General features: G+C 55.8%; 18 protein-coding genes. 9 read left to right on the forward strand and 9 right to left on the reverse strand.

Annotation, left to right across the window (positions count from 1 at the left end; all coding sequences use genetic code 11):
• Positions 1 to 132 precede the first annotated feature (132 nt).
• Positions 133 to 423: a hypothetical protein gene (locus ACYASS_RS01890; RefSeq protein ID WP_087273385.1), complete on the forward strand. Its 291-nt coding sequence runs from the start codon at positions 133 to 135 to the stop codon at positions 421 to 423.
• Positions 424 to 432: 9 nt separating this feature from the next.
• On the opposite strand, the gene ACYASS_RS01895 is transcribed toward ACYASS_RS01890, so the two are convergent.
• Entirely contained in the window at positions 433 to 1,197 is a 765-nt protein-coding gene (locus ACYASS_RS01895) for an SDR family oxidoreductase (RefSeq protein WP_463584836.1), read from the reverse strand.
• A gap of 315 nt (positions 1,198 to 1,512) precedes the next feature.
• Between ACYASS_RS01895 and ACYASS_RS01900 the strand changes: the two genes are divergently transcribed.
• Positions 1,513 to 1,854 carry an FKBP-type peptidyl-prolyl cis-trans isomerase gene (locus tag ACYASS_RS01900; protein WP_087273389.1) on the forward strand — a complete coding sequence of 114 codons (342 nt, stop codon included), beginning with the start codon at positions 1,513 to 1,515 and terminating at the stop codon, positions 1,852 to 1,854.
• A gap of 75 nt (positions 1,855 to 1,929) precedes the next feature.
• Here the strand turns inward: ACYASS_RS01900 and ACYASS_RS01905 are convergent, their stop codons facing one another.
• From ACYASS_RS01905 to tssI, 5 genes are all read right to left on the reverse strand, one after another.
• Positions 1,930 to 3,006 (reverse strand): hypothetical protein, encoded by a 1,077-nt coding sequence (locus ACYASS_RS01905; protein ID WP_463584837.1) that lies wholly within the window; start codon positions 3,004 to 3,006, stop codon positions 1,930 to 1,932.
• A gap of 5 nt (positions 3,007 to 3,011) precedes the next feature.
• The gene (locus tag ACYASS_RS01910) at positions 3,012 to 4,082 is read right to left on the reverse strand and encodes a hypothetical protein (protein ID WP_463584838.1); all 1,071 of its coding nucleotides are present in this window, start codon (positions 4,080 to 4,082) and stop codon (positions 3,012 to 3,014) included.
• Positions 4,079 to 7,369 carry a hypothetical protein gene (locus tag ACYASS_RS01915; protein WP_463584839.1) on the reverse strand — a complete coding sequence of 1,097 codons (3,291 nt, stop codon included), beginning with the start codon at positions 7,367 to 7,369 and terminating at the stop codon, positions 4,079 to 4,081. Before ACYASS_RS01915 ends, ACYASS_RS01910 begins: the two co-directional genes overlap by 4 nt.
• Positions 7,370 to 7,799: 430 nt before the next feature.
• The gene (locus ACYASS_RS01920; RefSeq protein ID WP_463584840.1) at positions 7,800 to 8,582 is read right to left on the reverse strand and encodes a DUF4123 domain-containing protein; all 783 of its coding nucleotides are present in this window, start codon (positions 8,580 to 8,582) and stop codon (positions 7,800 to 7,802) included.
• The gene (tssI, locus tag ACYASS_RS01925; RefSeq protein WP_463584896.1) at positions 8,582 to 10,669 is read right to left on the reverse strand and encodes a type VI secretion system tip protein TssI/VgrG; all 2,088 of its coding nucleotides are present in this window, start codon (positions 10,667 to 10,669) and stop codon (positions 8,582 to 8,584) included. Before tssI ends, ACYASS_RS01920 begins: the two co-directional genes overlap by 1 nt.
• 241 nt (positions 10,670 to 10,910) lie before the next feature.
• Between tssI and ACYASS_RS01930 the strand changes: the two genes are divergently transcribed.
• The 7 genes from ACYASS_RS01930 (at position 10,911) to ACYASS_RS01960 (ending at position 18,139) form a co-directional block, all read left to right on the forward strand.
• The gene (locus tag ACYASS_RS01930; protein WP_122663666.1) at positions 10,911 to 11,138 is read left to right on the forward strand and encodes a hypothetical protein; all 228 of its coding nucleotides are present in this window, start codon (positions 10,911 to 10,913) and stop codon (positions 11,136 to 11,138) included.
• Positions 11,139 to 11,186: 48 nt separating this feature from the next.
• Entirely contained in the window at positions 11,187 to 11,891 is a 705-nt protein-coding gene (locus tag ACYASS_RS01935; RefSeq protein ID WP_463584841.1) for a YoaK family protein, read from the forward strand.
• A 75-nt stretch (positions 11,892 to 11,966) separates the two neighbouring features.
• Positions 11,967 to 12,884, forward strand: coding sequence for a polyphosphate kinase 2 (gene ppk2 / locus ACYASS_RS01940; protein ID WP_122663668.1), 918 nt, complete (start codon positions 11,967 to 11,969; stop codon positions 12,882 to 12,884).
• Positions 12,885 to 12,971: 87 nt separating this feature from the next.
• Positions 12,972 to 13,907: an AEC family transporter gene (locus ACYASS_RS01945; RefSeq protein ID WP_243247436.1), complete on the forward strand. Its 936-nt coding sequence runs from the start codon at positions 12,972 to 12,974 to the stop codon at positions 13,905 to 13,907.
• Between the two features lie 66 nt (positions 13,908 to 13,973).
• Positions 13,974 to 14,936: a class I SAM-dependent methyltransferase gene (locus ACYASS_RS01950; protein WP_463584842.1), complete on the forward strand. Its 963-nt coding sequence runs from the start codon at positions 13,974 to 13,976 to the stop codon at positions 14,934 to 14,936.
• A 271-nt stretch (positions 14,937 to 15,207) separates the two neighbouring features.
• The gene (locus tag ACYASS_RS01955; protein ID WP_463584843.1) at positions 15,208 to 16,830 is read left to right on the forward strand and encodes a methyl-accepting chemotaxis protein; all 1,623 of its coding nucleotides are present in this window, start codon (positions 15,208 to 15,210) and stop codon (positions 16,828 to 16,830) included.
• Between the two features lie 76 nt (positions 16,831 to 16,906).
• Entirely contained in the window at positions 16,907 to 18,139 is a 1,233-nt protein-coding gene (locus tag ACYASS_RS01960) for an HD-GYP domain-containing protein (RefSeq protein ID WP_463584844.1), read from the forward strand.
• Positions 18,140 to 18,355: 216 nt separating this feature from the next.
• On the opposite strand, the gene ACYASS_RS01965 is transcribed toward ACYASS_RS01960, so the two are convergent.
• From ACYASS_RS01965 to ACYASS_RS01975, 3 genes are all read right to left on the reverse strand, one after another.
• Positions 18,356 to 18,790, reverse strand: coding sequence for a nuclear transport factor 2 family protein (locus ACYASS_RS01965; RefSeq protein ID WP_243247432.1), 435 nt, complete (start codon positions 18,788 to 18,790; stop codon positions 18,356 to 18,358).
• Between the two features lie 292 nt (positions 18,791 to 19,082).
• Positions 19,083 to 20,735 (reverse strand): malate dehydrogenase (quinone), encoded by a 1,653-nt coding sequence (gene mqo, locus ACYASS_RS01970; protein ID WP_243247431.1) that lies wholly within the window; start codon positions 20,733 to 20,735, stop codon positions 19,083 to 19,085.
• A 422-nt stretch (positions 20,736 to 21,157) separates the two neighbouring features.
• Positions 21,158 to 21,862: a GNAT family N-acetyltransferase gene (locus tag ACYASS_RS01975; protein ID WP_463584845.1), complete on the reverse strand. Its 705-nt coding sequence runs from the start codon at positions 21,860 to 21,862 to the stop codon at positions 21,158 to 21,160.
• Positions 21,863 to 22,176 lie beyond the last annotated feature (314 nt).

Here is a 22,176-nt window from a genome sequence, read left to right on the forward strand (position 1 = left end):
GAAAAGCCCGTCATAGACGGGCTTTTTTCGTTTTCGGCATTTGTAGCCGAGCGCGCCATGAGCGCAAACGACGATTTCGGGCCAGCCCATCGGGCGCCCTACTGCACACTTTTAAAACTTGAGGCTACTACCATGCTGCGACTCGTCATGATCTACCTGCTCCAATGGTTCAAACGTCTGGCTTCCAATGCGGTATCCCGCAACGGCAACAATGACACCTACACCGAGAACTTCTCGTCCCGTGAAGAGAATGACGGCGGCCGCTGGACATTCGTGACCATTTTCATCGTGTTCACCCTGAGCATCTACTCCCTGGCGGGCCTGGGCTACTACGCCAAGGTGCATGTCTGGGACGGTTTCACCGAAGCAGAAAAAAACAACATCGCCCAGGCCATGGTCGTTGCCAGCCAGAACCTGAACTAAACCTGTGACCTAGCCGCGACCAACGAACGGCATCTTAGTGGCCATAACGGTCATGTTCAGCACGTTGGTCGACAGCGGCAAGCCCGCCATGTAACGCACCGCGTCGGCGACTTCCTTCACGTCCATCATCGGCTCCACGGCGGTCTGCCCGTTGGCCTGTCGCACGCCGGTGGTCATGCGTGCAGCGAGTTCGGTCAAGGCATTACCGATGTCGATCTGACCGCAGGCAATGTTGTACTCACGCCCGTCCAGTGCAAAGGTTTTGGTCAACCCGAGCACAGCGTGTTTGCTCGCTGTATAAGGCGAGCTGAATGGACGTGGCGTGTGGGCGGAAATCGAGCCGTTGTTGATGATCCGGCCACCCTGCGGCACCTGCCTGCGCATCAGCCCGAACGCGGCGCGGGCGCAAAGAAAGACCCCAGTCACGTTGGTGTCGATCACGTTCAGCCACTTCTCGACGTCAAGCTCATCCACCGGCACGGCCGGAGCACCCACACCGGCGTTGTTGAACAACACGTCCAGGCGGCCATAAGCCTCTTCAATCTTCGTAAACAGCGCATCGACGCTCGCTGGATCACGCACGTCGGTGGACACTGCGATGGCCTTGCCACCCGCCTCGCCAATAACCGCCGCCAATTCGTCGAGCGGCTCCTGACGACGCCCCGCCAGCACCAGGCTGTAGCCATCCTCCAGCAAACCCAACGCAACAGCACGACCAATGCCGCTGCCTGCGCCCGTGACAAGTGCAACCTTTGAAGCGTTGGTGCTGGTCATTCTGGTACTCCTTCTGATTCGAAAAGTGCGGATAGCACAGGAGATTACCCGGCCTTGCTGGATCCGCGCCATCGAGTTGCAAACACAGGACCTGTAGGAGCTGCCGAAGGCTGCGATCGCGGTGTGTCAGACTGAATGCCTCGCAGCCCTCGGCTGCTCCTACAGATAATGCATTACATGCAGTAGTTTGCATGTTGAGTGTAGGAGCGCTTTAGCGGGGGTGGCATTCAATGCCGATTAACTCATCAAACCCTTGCACCACTGACGCCTTCCTGAGAAAAAGCCGTCCTTGTCGCTTTATTAGAGAGAAACACCATGAACAACGAATTGCTGATCACAGACATCCGCACCGGTGACGGCAAGGAAGTCGTCAAAGGCGCGCTGATCACCACCCAATACACCGGCAAACTGGAAGACGGCACCGTGTTCGACTCCTCCCATGAACGCGGCAAGCCTTTCCAGTGCGTGATCGGCACCGGGCGCGTTATCAAAGGTTGGGATCAAGGCTTGATGGGCATGAAAGTCGGCGGCATCCGCACCCTGTTCGTGCCTGCGCATCTGGCGTACGGCGATCGGCAAATGGGCGCGCATATCAAACCGGGGTCTGATTTGTATTTTGAGATTGAATTGCTGGAGGTTTTGACTCGGGATGATTGAGAGATCAATAGCGGAGCAGTGAAGGCAAGGCACGCGCTCGATAAATTATTTCACTGCAACTCGACGTCGCCAGCTTCAATCCACATACCTCACATACTGCGCCATCAAATTTGGGCGTCGAAAACTGTCGATGTCATCAATGCTGTCCAGCAAATAGTCCAGATGCCGTTTATACGTTGCGTCATCCATATCGATCCAGAAGCGCGGCGGACGCCCGGTTTGCTGGTCGTAGGCGGCGGTCGTGGGATCGAGGTGGCGGAACTCTTCGTAACGCGGCAACTCCGGCAGCGGACCACTGGTGTCCATGTAGGTCTGAATGAAATCCCATAGCGCGCAGGGCATTTGCCAGCGGTTATCCAGGTTTACCAAGGCGGAGAAGTCGATCACGATGTCGCGGTAACGATGGGCGAGAAACAGCACATGGTTCATCGAGCCCTGCCGCTCTGCCACGGAAACGATGTAAGCATCGAACTCATAAAATGGGGCCGTCAGTTCGCCGATAGTGCCGTTCTTTTTGTATTCGCCGTTATTTTTGTAATCGAACAGGGTGACAAGACCGGTACGACGATTCAGTTCCCAGATGGGGCCACGGGAGGGTTTTACCCAGAGCTTGGGGAATTTGTGGATGACGAGGGATCCTATGGCCCAGCAGAGAAGAGGAACTCCTAAAAACCAAGAAAAAAAGCCGTTAATCAAATCTAGCGTAACAAACAACCATGGTTCGGGATCTAGATATACCGCTGATATGAGAGCAAATAGCGATGGCACAATCCCAACCAGAAATAACCCTTTACCGAACATCAAAAGATATAACCAAAACTGCGATTTTTTAGACCACAACGAAAACCTGAACCGCTGATGATCATGTCGATCATGAAAGTCCACGTGCTCATAAGGAGCTGGTACATAAGTGCCCGCCGCCTTTTTCTCTTCCCGTTCTTTATCCATCTGTTCGCGAAATCGCAAGCTGCTGGGCGAGCGTTTACGCATGAAATCATCAGGGGCAATATCTAGCGTATATCCCCATGGCAAGCGTCGTTTGCCGAAGCGCTTTAACCAGGACCGCTCTGCTGAAGGCAGTTGATCGGGGATCTTGTCCGGGCGGTAGGCTGTCGGGGCGTAGTAAGGTATTTCACTACAGTTAGTCGTCATCGGTTTCAATCCACATACCGCACATACTGCGCCATCAGGTTTGGCCGCTGAAAAGTGTCGATGTCATCAATGCTGTCCAGCAAATGGTCCAGATGCTGTTTATACGTTGCGTCATCCATATCGATCCAGAAGCGCGGCGGACGCCCGGTTTGCTGGTCGTAGGCGGCGGTGGTGGGATCGAGGTGGCGAAACTCTTCGTAACGCGGCAACTCCGGCAGCGGACCACTGGTGTCCATGTAGTTCTGCAGAAAATCCCACAGCGCGCAGGGCATTTGCCATCGGTTATCCAGGTTTACCAGGGCGGAGAAGTCAATAACGATGTCCCTATAACGATGGGCGAGAAACAGTACGTGGTTCATAGAGCCCTGCCGCTCTGCTACGGAAACGATGTAAGCATCGAACTCATAAAATGGGGCAGTCAGTTCGCCGATAGTGCCGTTCTTTTTGTATTCGCCGTTATTTTTGTAGTCGAATACCGTTACGAGACCGGTGCGACGATTCAACTCCCAGATGGGTCCACGGGAGGGTTTTACCCAGAGCTTGGGGAATTTGTGGATGACGAGCGCAGCCAATGCCCAAGCTGCATAAAGTGGAAGTAGCATTACGTCATAGGTGCCTTGCACAAAATCCATAAGCGATGGTAGAAAATCTCCCCTCGCAGTAACACCGATAGAAATAGCGGTGAAAATGTAAACGGGAGTGAATAGGAGCGACCAGCCTTTTCCAAACATGTATACATAAGCCCAAAACTGAGATCTGGCGGACCAAAGTGAAAACCTGAATCGCTGATGATCATGTCGATCATGAAAGTCCACGTGCTCATAAGGAGCTGGCACATAAGTCCCAACCGCCATCTTCTCATCACGCTCTTTGAACATCTGTTCCTGAAACCGCAATTTATCCGGTGCTCGCTCCCGCAAGAAATCATCGGGGGCAATGTCTAGCGTGTACCCCCATGGCAAGCGTCGTTTGCCAAAGCGTTTTAACCAGGACCGCTCTTCGGAAGGCAACTGATCGGGGATCTTGTCCGACCGGTAGGCTGTCTCGGCGTAGTAAGAAGTCTGCTCCGTCGTCATAGCGCAGTCTTCGCTCTGTGTGTTTGTTCATCAGCCCAGAACAGACGTTCGATGTTTTCAAAATCCGGCTTGGCATAGGCCGGGTCGAAGGGCGTTGGGTCCTTGGGGGGTGGAGCGGGAAAGACCCAGATGCGCGGCCCGTCGCTCAAGCTGAACTGGGCGCGGACTCGCCATACGTGATAAACCTCGGGAAGGTTCGCGAGAGGTTCTGCCTTGTAAGAAAACGGCGTGTTCACAAACAGTTCCAAGGCCTCTGGCCAGAGTCGGTGGGCAACGGGTGTCACCTCGAGTTGGGATCTGTTCGTTCTGCTGCGCTCACTGCTTGCTTCGAAATAAACCTCGAAGCTTTTCAGGTTAAGCAGAGCTTTAGTATTTAAAGAACTCGCCCCCCCGAATAGCCCGCTCAGATTGCTTTCAATACGGATACGTGTGTTAGCACTGCGTACTTCGAAGGGCACCGTGTCGCGAAAATCCAGCTTGGCATCAGACTTGAAATCCGGGTTGCGATCTACGCCGATTCGGATGTTGGCCAGCAGGCTGACCAGGTAATAAAAAGCTGTTTGGGGATCACGCAGGTGCTCCGCCATGTTGTAGGGATCATCCCCAAAAGGACCTTTTTTCAACCAGTCTTCCACGGGACTACTGCTAAACATAAAAACCCAGGCGGCCCCTATGCCGATTAAAAGCAAACAAGCCCAACCCGCTGGCGATAGACCGAGAAACGCACTGCTGCTGACGATGAGACTACCGGCTGCGCCGATAAGCCCGCCAGCGGCCATAAGCAAGTGGCCGATATAACCATCGTCGCCCCATCTGTAGGAATACCAGGCGTCATAGAGGTTAAGACCGGCGAACACCAAACCTGCACCCACCTGGCCAAGGAGGCGAGCGCTGTATTTTTTTACTAACCGAGTGCTCAGCGACCCAAGAAGCAGCTTGGCGGACGCGTCAGAAATAGTGAATAACGTCTTGCGCCCCGCAGCCAGAACAGACTTGCTACCCGCTAGCTTTACTGTGAGAGCCTCCATCGCAATAGCGAGATCTAACGATGCGCCTGAAACTCCTGCTCTCGCCCTTAAATGGTTTTTTTCCCTCCTGACTTGCTCCTGCGCATCCAGCTCATTCCTCAAATTCCAAAGCTCCAACCCCACCACTACCCCCGCAAATGGAGCCGAATTCAACACCTCGAAAAACCCGTTACTGCGTAGCCCATCAAGCTGCTTCGCCGCCTTTTCTATAGCGCTTGCCTTTTCAGCCGTATCCGCTGCGCTATCCATCAACTCTTTCTGCCACGCCTCATTGAAACGCTGATTCGCGCCACGCACCGATATTGCGGTGGGATGTTGCCCTGGCATGCCAAGCACCTTTCGGTCAGGCGAGAGTATTACGGGCTGCTCGGCGTAGCCGTGTCGCTCAGCTGGACTTTTCATGACCCCGTTTTGATTGCGATATACCCCATACGTCTGGGCAGAACGGTTGGGCTGCTCGGGCAAGTCGTCCAGACCGAAAACGTAGTATTCCTTGTGATGGGCCTCGGCACGGGCAAGGAAATGCAGGTCGCCAAAGGTGTCAGGCAGCATGCTGCGCAGCTGTGCAACGCCCCGCCGTTGTATCGCAGTACTTGCACGCCAAGGTGTGGAGGATTGCCGGGTGCTCGCCTGCTTCGCTTTGTGCAAAGCCTGCTCGGCAGCTTCGACAGCGCCTTGCAGGTTTTCATGGACAGCAATGAGTGCCCCAGCGGCACCTTTAGCAGCTGTCGTGAGCGTGGAATTGAGATTGCCGCTTTTAAGCAACGTCGCCAGGAACAGGCTGTTGATATCGCCGGGGCTTGTAGGTGGAAAAAAGTTGCTCCGCTCGATTGTCGCTAGTTCAGTGGCGCGAAACTGTCCGTCGCCCTGATTAACTTCAGGGGTACTGGGCGGCTGATAAGGAGCGTTGAGGTCCTGCTGCTCGACATCTGGCCAAAGCATCCGGTGCAGCGGATGCTCTGGATCGTTGACGACTTTAGCAAGCCAGCGCTGACCGGCGCTCTCTTTCGGACTGTAAAGACTGAGCAGGGTTACGGCATCAGTAATGTCGCCACTGACCGCCAATGGATCGTAAGCCGCTGGGCGCAACGCCAGCGTGACGAACATCTGACTGATGAAGTAGAGAGAAGCCGCGTATTTGAACCCGTCCTGGCTCGCGTAATCAGCAAGGCTCTGCTCAGTACGCGGCTGTTGCAGGCACTCACAGAGCAGCGACTGACTCATTTCCAGGCTGCGCCACACCTGGGTGCGCTCGCCGGTAGCGGTAAAGCGATTGATGTCCAGCCGCCCTTGCTCTTTGAGATGCTCCAGTTGTTGATGCATCGGGTTCTTCTGGCCGCCGATGGACGCGGGCACGATCAACTGCTGTACCAGCAGCGCACTGCCGTGATGACCGTACTGTTGCGCCCGAACGCCACACAATTCCAGTAACTGCTGTTGCTCTTGAATACGGGTGTTCAAATGCCGCATCCGGTAATGCGCGTCTTCAAGCATTACGCCGTAGAGGTGTCGGGTACGAGCATTCGATAGGACGTCCTCGGCGGGCGGATGAGGCTCCCATAATCCGCTGTTGTGTTCGGCCTTCGGCTCAACGATTTGCTCCAGACGCTGCGCCCAGGCTCCTGTTTCGAGGCGTTGCTGACGATAGGCGGCCTTCCCGTCTTCACACCTTTGAACGTGCTGCCGCGCAGCCTTGAAAGCAGTAGCCAGAAACTGCCCACTCAGGTCACACAAATACTGGGCGGGCTGATCGAGCATCCACTCGAAACCAATCTGCCGCCCGCGTTGCGGCGCTGGAACCGACACCGGGAAAGCATGCTGCCTGAGGTTCAACCAGGTGGTATGAGCAGCACTCGTTTCGGACTGGCTGATGACGTCAAACGCATCGAAGGCGCTGAACGCTTCAAGCATGGCCATACCATCGGGCTTGTCCTGAAAGCGACGGTTGGAGGCATCTTGCGCAACCCTGAGGTCGGGTCGTTGGCAGCGTTTTTTACGCAGTGCCGGATCCTGCTCCAGACGTTTGAGTCGCGCATGGTTGAGTTGCACTTCGCTAAAGCATAATTCGGCTTCAACGCGTCTATTGTTCCAGTTGGCGGGCAGCCAGATGTCGTCCAGTCCCTTGCCCGTAGCTAGCCGGGCATCATCGGCGTACCCGCCCTCAATACGGAACCTGTCCAGATCGATGTCGTGATAGGTGGTGCCTTCGTCCGTGACCTGAACTTCCAGTTCGCGCCACAGGCGATTACCGAGGAACACATAGATATAACCGGCACGGCATAGCACCGGCGTACCGTGGTCATGGGCACTGTTGATTCCGGGCAGCGCCACGAATGGCAATATCGGGACGATCTGGTTGTGCTGCTGATCCAGTTGCCGGACTGTGATGCCGACGTCAGGCAGCGGTAACAGAATCGGTGGCCCACACTCTGAGTCAACCTCAAGCATCATCCGGTGCCGAGGATCGCCGCTCCAGTCCCAGACATGCAACATGCTCGGCGCACACATGAACGCCGTAATGGTTTCCGGACAGTCCTGAGCGGTCAGCGCACCCAGTCGTTTGTCGCTGTCGCGCTCATAAAAAGCCAGGCGCTGGCTCGCAGGATGGTCATTACCAACCACCTGAACGATGAGTTTGTTGATTTCACAGCAAGGGCCACGGCTCAGATCGCCGACGTTGTGCGACATCTCAGTTTTCCTGTCCGGTGGTGTTTTGTTGCAGGTGGTGCAGCAGATAGGCAAAACGAATTTCGTCGGAGCCCTTGGGCAACTCTTGCGGCACATCAGCCGCTGGATAGTCCCGACGCACGTTCAGGTAATGCTCAAGCGAGTCAGCCTTTGTGAATCCGTAGCCCAGCCCTTCATGCAGCCACTGCTGGCCTCGCGAATAACAAAGATCACTTTGTTTGAGCCACCATCGGTACAGGAAGTGATCCTGCTGATGGCGCCGAAGGGCCTGCTGTTGATGGCTGTCGAGTGCGGATTCAAACGCCAAGGGTTTCCAGCTTTGCGCCTCCAGGTTCTCAATATTCCGCCAGGAATAGGTGTTCGAGGCTCGGTCTGCCCACTTCCCGCCGTACCAACTCAGGCGGCTGATCGGCCCAAGCCAGTAGTTGAGTGAGTCGGGCTGACAAGCCGGGAAAAAATAGCTGGCAGTGACGGGATTGGAGTACCGCAAAACGCCTCTGCCCAAGTCATCAAAGCGGACCAGCAGAATGTGACGCAGATGTGCCAGCACCACCGATGTCGAGTGATGACTCTGGATGATCAAACCTGGCCAGTCTTCAGGTACTTGCTGTACGGCTTTGAACAAGTCCGAGGTTTTATCGGTCGTTACCAGAATCGGGCTTTGCTCGGTATAAGCGGCTAATTCAGTGGTGTCGAAAAGCATTGAGAGCTGGGGAGCTCCGACCCGTCGGTACAGCTGCGGCAGAACTGACTTTGTACGTTCAAGCAGTATCCAGGTATTCATTACTGCCCACCTTCGCGTAGTTTTCTTGCACAAGGGCAATGCGCCAACGGGCATTCCATCGGCGTTTTACCTTCAGGCTTCTGGCACAGCTCGACAATCGGGATGTCACCCACCAGTAGCTCGGGAAGCGCCAGACTTGAATGATCTGCGGCAGACTTGGGCGCAGTGATTGCCGTTTGCTTGTCCAGCGACATCGGCAGTGAAGGTGTCGACGGCATCCGCGGCACCGGAATCCCACCCAGCAGAATCGGTACGCTGGTAAAAATCCCCGCCGGAGTGATCGATATCCAGTGACCACCTGCCTTGATCGTCGTACTCAACGTGGCGTCGACAATCATGTTTAGCCCGGCCGACAGGTGTATTTCCTGCGCGGCGCTGACCAGATGATTCGCAGCACTGATGTGCTGGTTGCCGACTACCGTCAACGAGTCATCAGCCAGCACCTGGGTTTTACGGGCACCGTGCGTGAGGTGGTGTTCTTCGCCGTGTAACTCGTGGCTGGACAGCCCGGTGACCTTGACCTTGCGCTGGTTGTCGACCTGAATCGACTGATCGTTGAGGACGTGCTCGGACCAGTTGCGTTGAGCACGGATGGAAATGGACTCGGCGCCTTTGCGGTCTTCGATACGCAGTTCGTTGAAGCCTGCGCCCCCAGGGCTGCTTTGGGTCTTGAGTACGGTCTGGGTGTTCTGCGCCGGCAGGTTTAGCGGTGCTCGCGTACCCGCAATGGGCAGGCAAGCCTGCACGTAAGGCTGGTCCGGATCGGCGTCGAAGTAACCGACGATCACTTCCATACCGACTCGCGGGATCATCGCCGTGCCGTATTGCTCGTGCGCCCAGCCGGTGGCGACCCGCAGCCAGTAGCTGGAATGCTCGTTACGCTTGCCTTCACGGTCCCAGAAGAACTTGACCTTGATCCGGCCATATTCGTCGCAGTAAATTTCTTCGCCCTGCGGGCCGGTGACCACCGCGTGCTGGCTGCCTAAAACCCGTGGCTTGCGGTGCCTGAGCGGTGGACGAAACGGCACTTCGCCGGGGATGGCTTCAAAACGGTTGCGATAGCCTTGGGTAAACGCTCCCTGCTCAGACGAGCGAGGCATGGACTCTTCAAGCACCTGCGGCTGTTTGCCCTCGTGGAAAACCGAGGTCAGCAACCATTTTTGGCTCCACTGCGGATTGGGATGCGCCAATTCAAACAAGTGACCGCTGACCAGCGCGCTCTGATCGCTGTTGCCACTGGCCAGTTGAACGTCGCTGCGGTTTCGTTCCAGTGCCTTTCGCGCCTGCCGTGTGCCGACGCTGAGGTCGGTGAACGGCGCTGGATAATGGTAATCCTCCAGCTCACTACGACCTTCGCCGCCCACGCTGCTGAGCAGGTCCACCTTGGGCAATTGAAAGTGATAGTTCTGCTGGCTGGCCTTGCCCGATCGGGTGGCGAGACGAATATTGAATCTATTGATAACCGAAGCTTCTGCGACCAGCCCGCTGCTCTGCACGTATGAGACCGCAGGTTTGAGCACCGGCAATTGAATCGGGTCGTCAGCAAACACCAGCAGATGCGCGCTCGGGCTGTGCTGGAAGTGAAAGTGGATGCCCTCTTCTTCACACAGCCTGCGCACGAAATGCAGATCGGTTTCCTGATACTGGGTGCAGTAGTCGCGGGGCTTGCAAGGCTCGCGCAGCCTGAAAGCAAACGCATTACTGAAGATGGCGTGATCCTTGAGGACCAGCGCGATGACTTCCGGGACGGTCTTGCCCTGAAAGATCCGATGATTGCTGCGGTACTCCAGTCGTTTAAGGCTGGGCACCAACTGGATGAAATAGTGGGTGAAGCGCTTGCCGGAATCGCCCTGAGCGATTTCGCCAATCTGTCCGTGAAGGCCATTACCGTCGGCGTAGAACCTCAGAAACGCCAGGCGGTGTAACAAGTCCTCCAGTTTGAGATTGGCACGCTCGCTGACCAGCTCTATCCGCACGCTGAACGGTCGGCTGATGGATTCCTTGGCAGTAAAGGCGAGCACTCGCAAGTCATGCTCAAGCCCGGCAATTTCCAGCGTGAACGAGGCGCGATTGGCGAAGTTGAACATGGGCGAGTCCTTGGCCTGAGTAAAAGGCGGGACTTTGCCGACAGCAGCTCGATACGTCAGCCAGCCTATGCCGAGCAGGTTTGTAGGAAGCTTCCGAAACACGGGAAGTCCCCGTTATAGGATTACAGCCCGCCAAGACGTCGCTTATGGATAACCAGGTAGCCAACGCATTGCTTGTTCCCCCAGAAAAAGCGATGCTCCACCGCATAGCAATCGACGGTACTTATAAGAAGGAAACATCATGGCCCTGAACAAGCCAACCCAGGAACTCAAGCGGCACCTGAAAGGGACAGCCGCTAATCTTGAAAGCACTGCCAACGAAATACTCAAGCTTGCCGAACAAATGACTGATGTCGACGTCACGGCCATTCTGCAGTTGGTCAATCGCCTATACGGCGATGCTGACCAGCTCAAAGCCTACGCAGACGAGATCAAAGCCAAGCGGATCGTTCGCGCCAAAGCGCTTTAAGCGTCGCACTGCTCGTGTCTGAATCAGTGATCAATGCAGGGACCTTCGATGCTTCCTTCTACCGTCAGTGCCAGCACTAACCTGAAGCATCTGCACATGCAGAAATGGCGCGGCCGTGTCGGCATGTCATTGGCGGCGTGTCTCTCGATTCTCGCTGGCATGACCGACGCGATTGGCTTTATGGCAACCGGCGACTACGTCTCTTTCATGAGCGGCAACACTACGCGCCTTGCAGTGGCGATCAGCGATGGCGATCTGAACACCACGTCCCGCCTGTTGCTGGCAATCATCACCTTTGTAGCGGGCAACGCACTGGGTGTCATTGTCGCCCGTCTCGCCGGTCGACGCGCCCTGCCCTTGCTGCTGAGTATCGGCATGCTGCTGTGTGCTGCTGCGGCATGGCCGATGGGCTCGCAACTTCTTACGGTGATGGCGGCCATTCTGGCCATGGGCATGCTCAATGCGGCCGTCGAACAGGTTAACGGGCTGCCGGTGGGGCTGACCTACGTGACAGGGGCTCTTTCACGTTTCGGGCGTGGCCTGGGCCGCTGGATGCTGGGCGAACGCCGTGACGGCTGGCGGATACAGTTGGTGCCGTGGGCGGGCATGTGCATGGGCGCTGTCATCGGCGCATTGCTGGAAAATCGTCTGGGAGCCAATGCCCTGCTGATCAGTGGCGCATTTGCCGCATTGCTCGGGCTTTTGACGCTGTTTATCCCCCACCGCTGGCAACGTCGTTATATGCCACGTTAAGTCTTCAAACTGTCACCTTTGCGTCATATAGCCTGATTAACATCTGAGGACTTTTCCTACAGGTGAGCGCCCGACATGTCTCCTTCCCACGAAAATCTCGCGCGTCGCATCCACCGTGAACTGCTCGATCACAACGACGAAGAGCTGGAACTCGAACTGGCTGAAGACGAGTACAGCCTCGACAAGCTTTTCGAAAGCGACATCAGTGACAGCGACGAGAAACAGGCCCGCCACCTGTATTTCAGCGAGCTGTTCCGCCTGCAGGGCGAACTGGTCAAGTTACAAAGCTGGGTGGTGAAGACCGGTCATAAAGTAGTGATCCTTTTCGAGGGCCGCGATGCCGCCGGAAAAGGTGGCGTGATCAAGCGTATTACCCAGCGGCTTAACCCTCGGGTCTGCCGTGTCGCCGCGCTGCCCGCGCCCAACGACCGTGAACGCACCCAGTGGTATTTCCAGCGCTACGTTTCTCATCTGCCTGCCGCCGGAGAAATCGTTCTGTTCGACCGCAGCTGGTACAACCGTGCCGGTGTCGAAAAGGTCATGGGTTTTTGCGATGACGATCAGTACGAAGAGTTTTTCCGTACCGTCCCCGAGTTCGAACGCATGCTCGCTCGCTCCGGCATACAGCTGATCAAATACTGGTTCTCGATTTCCGATCAGGAACAGCATCTGCGCTTTCTCAGCCGCATCCATGACCCGCTCAAGCAATGGAAGCTCAGCCCAATGGACCTGGAGTCTCGGCGGCGCTGGGAGGATTACACCAAAGCCAAGGAGATCATGCTTGAGCGCACCCACATCGCGGAAGCACCCTGGTGGGTCGTACAGGCTGACGACAAGAAGACCGCGCGCCTGAATTGCATTCATCACCTGCTCGGCCAGATGCCCTACGAAGAAGTCGAGCAACCCGCCATTGAGCTGCCTGAACGGCAGCGCCGCGAGGACTACAGCCGAGTGCCAACGCCAAGTGAGCTGATCATCCCGCAGGTCTATTGAACGTACGGCGACGGAAAATAGATTGGACGCTAACGATTTTCGTGCTTAACCTTGCCAGCCTGTTTGTGCGCAACGGGTCAGGCCTGAATGTTTGCTGTTCTCAACGTATTGCTGCCGATTTTTGCCTTGATCCTGCTGGGGTTCATCTGCCGTCGTACAAATCGTCTGGGGCCCAACGCTGCATCGGAAATCAACCGGATGGTGGTCTGGCTGTGTTTGCCAGCACTGCTGTTCAGCGTGACGGCAACCTCCACCTGGGAGCAGATCTGGCACCCGGGGTTCGTGATCGGTTTCACGTTGAGCACCTTGTCGGTATTCGTCATCACGCTGCTGCTGCGCTGGAAAAAAGGCACTAACCTGGCCGACGCCAGTATCGACGCGCTGGGTGGTTCCTATGCCAATGCCGGTTATATCGGCATTCCTCTGTGCGTAATGGTGCTCGGCCAGGAAGGACTGGAACCGGCGCTGGTCGGGGCACTTCTGGTGGTATGCGTATTATTTGGCCTGGCGCTGGTCTGTGTGGAAGTCGGGCTGCAAACCGAACGCAGGCCGCACCGTATTGCCTTCAAAGTGTTCCTGGCGCTGGCGAAAAACCCTCTTGTGGTGTCTCCGCTCCTTGGCGCGTTATGGGCCAGCACCGGCGCGCCGCTTCCCGGTGCCCTGGAAAAACTGCTCAGCCTCTTGGGTGCGGCGACCAGCCCCTGCGCACTAGTCGCGCTTGGCTTGTTCCTCGCCGAAAAACAGCAAGGCACACGCGAGGGGACATCGCTACTGGTTCTGATCAAGCTGATCGGCCACCCTCTGCTGACCTGGGTGCTGGTGTTTCATGTCTTCGACGTGCCGCTCTTGTGGGCCAATGCCGCCCTGCTGCTTAGTGCACTGCCCACCGGCACTGGCCCGTTCATGCTGGCCGAGTATTACAAGCGCGAGGCGTCACTGGTCTCCAGCACAATTCTGGTTTCGACCCTCGGCTCGCTGGTGACGCTGTCGATCTGCCTGTACCTGATCAGCCATCCGGCTTGACGTCGCTGCCCGTCCGGCATCGATAACGTTTAACATGTCGCGCCCTTTCGCCACTGATCGCCTGTCATGACCCCAGAAGCACTCGCCATCCTTAACCAGCATCTGCTTGATGCCCTGCAAACCGCGCCCGATGAAACCCGGCGTTTGTTTCATGGCCGGGGCCGCGTCTGGCCAGGACTTGAGCAGCTCACTGTCGACTGGATGCAGGGCGTGGTCCTGGTTTCGCTGTTCCGCGAGCCTGCAAAAGCCGAACTGGACGCGCTGACCGAATTGTTGCTGGAACTGACCCACACGCCGCAATGGCTCAATAGCAAAGCGCATACCTTATTGTTGCAACACCGCTACTTGCCGGAAAGCACCACCGAGTGGCTGCTGGGTGAACGAGTGGAAGAATGGCAAATCACTGAAAGCGGTCTGCACTTCAAGGTCGATCTGGGCAGAAAGCAGAACTGCGGGCTGTTTCTGGACATGCGTTACGGGCGCGACTGGGTGCGTGCTAACGCGCAGGGCAAACGGATATTGAATCTGTTCGCCTACACCTGTGGCTTTTCCGTCGCGGCCATCGCAGGCGGCGCTGAACACGTGGTCAACCTGGACATGTCCCGGGCAGCCCTCACCCGCGGCCGCGACAACCATCGCCTCAATCAGCATGACCTGCGCAACGTTAGCTTTCTGGATCATGAGCTGTTCAAGTCCTGGGGCAAGGTCAAAAAATCCGGGCCTTATGACCTCGTTATTATTGATCCGCCCTCCTTCCAGCGCGGCAGCTTCCTGCTCGACAAGGATTACCAGAAAGTGCTGCGGCGTATGCCCGAGCTGCTAGTGCCGGGCGGTCAGGTACTGGCCTGCATGAACGAACCCAGCCTGGGCTCCAGTTTCCTGATAGACCACACCGCCATCGAAGCTCCGGCCCTACGCTTCGAGCAACGCCTGGAAAACCCGCCGGAGTTCCCTGACGCCGAAGCCGAAGGCGGACTCAAGGCATTGCTCTTTACTGATACATCGCAAGCCGCAGCGGATATAACATAACACCAATAGTTAGTAAGCTTTGCAACTTTAAACTCACCCAAGTGGATCCAATTAATATTTAATGGCGTCAAATAAACCACTTCTTGAAGCCCTTAAAGTTTCAGTTATAAACGCCGATGGACTTGAATAACCCGCCCTGTGTAAACAACAAAACTTTTTTACACAGGTGATGGTTTTTTCACATTGTGGCGACTACATTGATGGCAAGTCGCCATGAGATAGATCAGTTGAATCTCAGCTATCGCAGTGTGGCGATTCGAGGTATCTCGGCATGAAAACAAGAAATATAAAACTGACCACCAGAGCCCTGTTCAGCTTCGGCATCATCTGTTCATTATTGATCGGCCTTGGCGTTGCCTCGCTGCTCAAAATGGACGACATCCATGACTCCGCATCCGACCTGCAAAATAACTGGCTGCCCAGCGTCAGACAGGCTGGCAGGATAGAGACCGCGATGCTTCTGTATCGCCTGGACGCGAGGCGTTTTGTCATGGATGACGCACGCCAGGGCGAAGCATCGATCAAGAAAATCAATCAACTTAAAGCCAACTTGAGTACCGCCACTCAAGACTATGCACCGATGGTCGGTGGCGCTGACGAGAAAGAGCTGTTCAATAAAGTCTCGGCCAACGTCAGTTCCTACCAAAGCAAAATCGACGAACTGATGGAGCTGAGTAAAACCCGCACCTACCAGGAAATGGCGGTATTCATACAGGACACTTCCAAGCCTCAGGCCGTGGCACTGCAAAACTCGATCGAGGAGTTGATTGCCATTAATGAGAAAGGTGCAGATCAGTCTGGCGCCATCGCGGATGGAAGTTTTACCAGCGGGCGCTACATATCAATGATATTCATTGTGATCGCCGTGCTTGTAACGATAATTGTAGCGGTGGCGTTTACCCGAAGTATTACCCAGCCTATTCAAACCTTGTTGATCACCACCCGCAAGATTGCCGACGGCGACTTACGCACGACGGTCGAAATCAGCGGCGCAGATGAAATGACCGAGCTGCAGACTGCCACGGCAACGATGCTCGCGAGTCTCAAAGGCACGATCCAGCACATCTCGGACTCATCAGGACAACTCGCCTCCGCTGCCGAGGAAATGAGCTCGATCACCAAAGAATCCAATGCCGGTATCCAGCGTCAGAGTATGGAAACCGAACAGGCAGCCACGGCCGTTAACGAGATGACCGCTGCTGTCGAAGAGGTCGCACGCAATGCGGTTGCTGCCTCTCAATCAACCCAGGCATCAGAACGCTCGGCCCGGACCGGACAGGAACGCGTCAGCCAGACCATCGCCTCGCTGGAAAAACTCAGTACAACGGTTGAGCGCACCGGCGTTGAAGTCGAAGGCCTGGCCAACCAGGCACAGCATATTGCCAAGGTGCTGGACGTGATTGGCTCCATCGCCGAACAAACCAACCTGCTCGCCTTGAACGCCGCCATCGAAGCAGCACGCGCCGGTGAACAAGGTCGCGGGTTTGCCGTGGTGGCCGACGAAGTCCGCGCACTGGCTCACAGGACACAGACGTCTACCCGGGAAATCGAGCAGATGATTCAGGGCATCCAGAAAGACTCGACGCTGGCGGTGCAATCGATGAAACAAAGCACGCTTGAAGCCGGGTCAACCTTGCAGATTGCCCATGAGGCTGGCATCGCGATCAAAGAAATCACCTCTGCAATCTCCGACATTAATGAGAGAAACATGCTGATTGCCACGGCGTCAGAGCAGCAGGCGCAAGTCGCGCGCTCGGTTGACCAGAACCTGGTGAGCATCCGCGATCTGTCTTCACAAAGCTCATCAGCGGCCAGCCAGACCTCATTGGCCAGTAATGAGCTGTCGCAATTGGCCGTAGGCCTTAATCGCCTGGTAGCGAGGTTCTCGGTGTAGCAACTGCAAGAAAAGCCCGATCAGCTCCGAATGCGCTGATCGTGAAATTCAGCCATAACAAAAGCGAGTCATTATCGTGCTGAAACATATCTCTGTGACCGAGCTGCGGCTTGGCATGTACGTACACGAATTCTGTGGCTCAGGGATAGAGCAGTCATTCTGGAAACACGGGTTCATGCTCTCTAACGAGCATGATCTACAACGCATCCTTGATGCCAGAGTCGCTGAACTCTGGATTGATGACAGCCGAGGCGCCAGCCCCATACCCGCCACCTCGTTCCAGCCGGACCCAGCGCTGCCCACCAGCCTGCGGAACATCGCCAGCCGACCGATTCCGCACCGTGTTGCACTCAATCAGGAAATCTCCAGATCTCTCAAGCTTTGCGCTCACTCCAGGGCGGCAGTCGAGAAGATGTTCAGCGATTTGCGCATGGGCCGGGTCATTGAAATGGAGCAAGTCAGCGAACTGGTCGAGGAAATCTCCGACTCGATTTCTCGGCATCCTGATGCTTTGATCAGCCTCGCCCGCCTGAAAACCTGCGACGAATACACCTACATGCACTCGGTCGCGGTCTGCGCACTAATGATCGCCCTTGCCCGCCAGCTTGGGCTACCGCCTGCACTGGTTCACGAGGCGGGTATCGCAGGCCTGATGCATGACATTGGCAAAGTGGTGATCCCGTTGACCATCCTGAACAAGCCAGGCGCGCTCAGCGATGAGGAATTCGCGACCATGCGCAGCCACTCCGAGTGTGGCGCCAATATGCTGATGCAGAGCCAGCACTTCAGCTCGCGCGTCATGGACGTCTGCCTGCATCACCATGAAAAGATCGATGGCACCGGTTACCCGCACAGACTGGCAGGCAGCCAGATCAGCCTGTTCGCCCGAATGGGCGCGGTATGCGATGTCTATGACGCCGTCACCTCGGACCGCCCCTACAAAGAAGCCTGGGGGCCTGCCGAAGCCATTCACCGCATGGCCCAATGGCAAGGTCACTTTGATGAAAAGGTCTTCCAGGCGTTCGTCAAATGCGTCGGCATTTATCCGGTCGGCGCGCTGGTTCGCCTGCAAAGCGGAAGAATTGGCGTGGTCACCGAGCAGCATGAGAAGTCGTTGCTCACACCCAAGGTCCGGGTGTTCTTTTGCGCCAACAGCCATGAGTACATCGCGCAGACCACCCTCAACCTCGCAGCGTTAGTGGGTCAGGACCGCATCGTGGGCCGTGAATCAGCGAAGGAATGGGGATTCAGCAATCTGGACGAACTGTGGTTAGAGACGAGCGTGAGGACTCAGTCGAGTTGTGGCTAGCGCACAGAGCTTGTAGGCGCTGACAAAGGCTGCGAAGCCATTTTCCTGAATCGCGCCAGTCCTGTGGGACCGGATTCATCCGGGAAAAGGCCAGTACAGCCGACACATTCGCATCGTCATGAACGTCGCTTTCCCGGATGAATCCGGTCCCACAGGATTTATGTCGCACATCAACTCAAGGGCAGCCTAAAAGCTCCATTGGGTTTTGCATTCACATCAGAACTTGAACGCCTGACGTCCGATCAGCAGCCATTTCCCGCCCTGCTTCTGCCAGATCTGGAAATTCTCGATTTCGGTAGGGACAACCTTGCCACTGTTCACTGCATCGGCGGAAAAGTGGTTGCGAACCAGCGCGGTATCACCCGACAGGGTGACGTGCTGCTTCTGCATCTCAAGCCTGTTGAAAGCGCTCTTGCCGGTTTCGATATCGGCAATAAAAGCTTTCTTGTCCTGGATGTTTCCACTGGAGTGCCCATAAGTGAGGTTCTCAGCGGTCAACGCCTGCAGTTGCGCAATATCTTTGTGCCACATGGCTTGGGTAAGTTGATCGACAGCCTTTTCTACATCAGCCTGATCCGACGCCTGGGCAGTTGCAATGTAGCCACTGAACAGGCAGAGAAATGCAGCGAGCAGTTTGAAACTCTTGGTCATGGTTGTTCCTTGTTATTGTTTATTGGTGACGCGTACAAGATCGAATTATCTTATACGACGTCTTACAACATAGCTTATTTATCAAGCCAGGCAAACGTGATTTTCAAGCCTGAGGTTTTAGTCGATTAAACCCATACTTATATGTGGTTATTAAGCAGTCGCTTTTTTAAAAACCTCGGGACCTGAAACGCAAAAACCCGGCAATGCCATTAAGGCAGTGCCGGGTTTCTGGTTCGGGTTTCAAGTGGCCATTGCTGACCGCTTTACCCGGTACCTCTCAAGATAAGGCGTGTTACAGCGCCATATCAGCAGCAGGGTTGCTTGGCTGCGGTTTGGCCGGTTTGGCCGGTGCAGCGCTGGCAGCAGGATACGCCGCAGGGTCGATTACCGGCGGCTTGGTCAGCTGCAGGACTTCAGCGGTGTAATCCCACGACTGCTGAACGCGCTCAGGCGAGCCATTCAGCTTGGTGCCGTAGCTCGGAACGATCTGGCGCATACGGGCTTGCCACTCTGGAGTAGCAACCTTGTCCTTGAAAGCCTTCTCAAGCACGTCGATCATGATCGGAGGAGCAGTCGATGCACCTGGGGAAGCGCCCAGCAGGCCTGCAATAGAGCGGTCCTGAGAGAAAACAACCTCGGTACCCAGCTTCAACACACCGCCTTTTTCAGCATCGCGCTTGATGATCTGCACGCGCTGACCGGCTTGCCACAAGCGCCAGTCTTCTTTCTTGGCGTGTGGGAAGTACTCTTTCAGTGCGTTGAAGCGATCGTCATCCGACATCATCAACTGACCAGCCAGATACTCGATCAGCGGATATTGCTCAACACCAACCTTGGTCATCGGCCACACGTTATGAGTCGTGGTGGTCGACAGCAGGTCGAGGTAAGAACCTTCCTTGAGGAACTTGGTGGAGAAGGTCGCGAATGGTCCAAACAGGATCATGCGCTTGCCGTCCAGCACACGGGTGTCCAGGTGCGGCACGGACATGGGTGGCGCGCCAGTCGAGGCGATACCATAGGCCTTGGCCATGTGCTGAAGAGCGAGGTCTTGATTCTCGGTCACCAGGAACGAGCCGCCGACCGGGAAGCCGCCGTATTCGCGAGCCTCTGGGATGTCAGCTTTTTGCAGCAGCTTCAACGCACCGCCACCCGCACCGACAAACACGAATTTCGCATCTGTGCCGTGCGTGGTGCCGTCTTTCAGATTTTTGTACTCGACGTGCCAGCTGCCGTCTTTGTTACGCGTAATCGCGTTGACTTCGCTCGACAACTTCAGGTCGAAGTTGGGCTTGGTCTGCAGATTGGCAACGTATTGACGAGTCACTTCGCCCCAGTTCGCATCGGTACCGAGCGGCGACCAGGTGGCAGCGATTTTCTGGCTTGGATCACGGCCTTCCATCATCAGTGGAACCCACTGCTTGATTTGTGCCTGATCTTCGCTGTACTGCATGCCGGCGAACAGTGGGCTGGTTTTCAGCGCCTCGTAGCGGGCCTTGAGGAATTTGACGTTATCGTCACCCCACATGAAGCTCATGTGCGGGGTAGAGTTGATGAACGAATGCGGATTCTTCAAAACGCCGTTCTTGACCTGCCACGCCATGAACTGACGGGTGACCTGGAACGCTTCGTTGATCTCGATGGCCTTGGCGATCTCGATCTTGCCGTCTTTACCGTACGGGGTGTAGTTCGACTCGGCCAGGGCAGAGTGACCGGTACCGGCATTGTTCCAGCCGTTGGAGCTTTCTTCGGCAACCTTGTCGAGACGCTCGACCATTTCCATGGTCCAGGTCGGCTCCAGCTCGTTGAGCCATGTGCCGAGCGTGGCGCTCATGATGCCGCCGCCGATCAACAACACATCGACTTTCTTGGCTTCTTCTGCATGCAAAGGCGTAAGTCCCATCGACAGCGCCAGGCCCAGAAGGGCTGTGTTCACTTTTTTTAACATACTGTGATTTCCAGGATAGAACGTCATCCCTCCGTCAATCTACGCATCTGATAACCGGTTACACGCATGCGACGTGGCATCGTGAACATCGGCAATCGGCAGGACCGACGGCTGGACATACAAGGCTGATTTACTGCTATCAACCTCACTCTCTTGTCTCTCCTGAGCTGACTTCTTGTTTGCCATTGTTTTCAGCTGCTGAGTGACATTGAATCTCTTGGTACATCGTCGGAATAAACAGCCCCGACAACCTTGTTACAACCAGCACCCAGGCCTTTCACGGAACAACATCTGATATTTGTCACACCAGAAGATCATGCGATGTTAAGCACATATGTACACGTGTTTCGGGAACCGCGAACGGTAATTGTAATCGGATACAGGTTGCGGAGCGAACTTTTACCGATAATCAAACGTGCGTATTAATCAATAGTGTCATTGGACGCTGGTCTTTGACGCGCCTCAACAAGGGCTTTGGCTTGTCGCGTCAGTTGATCCAGATGCCGATCACGCTGTTTCTCAGCCTCTATCATCGGCCGTTTTCCGTGCTGCTGAAGTAGATAGGCGTGAATTTGCCGAATCTCCAGCGAATTGTAGATCGGCGCAACGTCCAGCACTGCCACCAACCCCTCAGTGCCGTGATCCCAAGTGTTCATCAGGACCTGTGGACCGCGCGCGGCCAGAACCTGAAACCCCATTGCTTCGAAGCGCGGCACGGCGGCGGCGCGACAGGCTAGTTCGGCGTGCGGGTAGCGTCCGGTCATCTCCTTGAGCATGCCGCGCGCCACGCCTTTGCGGCGCTCGCTGGCTTGCACGACCATAAACGCTACCGCGCACGCATCCGGATCATCCTTGACGGGCAAATACAGCAGAAAGCCGATAACTGTGTCCGGCTCATCAGCGTCCAGCGCGACGATCAACTCCACAGGAATCCCTTTGGCCCCGTCCATGGCCTCGATATAAAGGTGAACCTCGAAGCCGACGCCATATTGATAGAGGCTGTACAACGGATTGCTGGGCGCGATGTTGACCATGCTGATGTCAGTGACGTAATCCACCACCATCTGCATGATCTGGCTTTTGATGGACTCGGGTGGCGGGTTTTCAAAGCGGGTAACGGTGAACATCGAGATGGTGGCTCCAGACTTTAAGGCATCCCCGGACCGACGTCATCGGTCCGAGGTGGCGCCATCATACCCGCTATTGGTATCAGAACAGAGCGCGCAACGCCGCACTGCTCTGTAGCGGTCAAAGGCACTGAATAGACAGGATTTTCATGTGGGAGCGGTGCTTGCCCGCGATAGAGGCGACGCGTTCTGAAGTACAAACCGCGGTGTTCTTATCGCGAGCAAGCACCGCTCCCACACGAAATCGAGTTTGATCCGCGATAGCGGTGTGCCAAGGACAGTTCCCCAATGCCCATTTGCCTCACCGGTAAAGA

The organism is Pseudomonas sp. HP_14, from assembly GCF_055283875.1.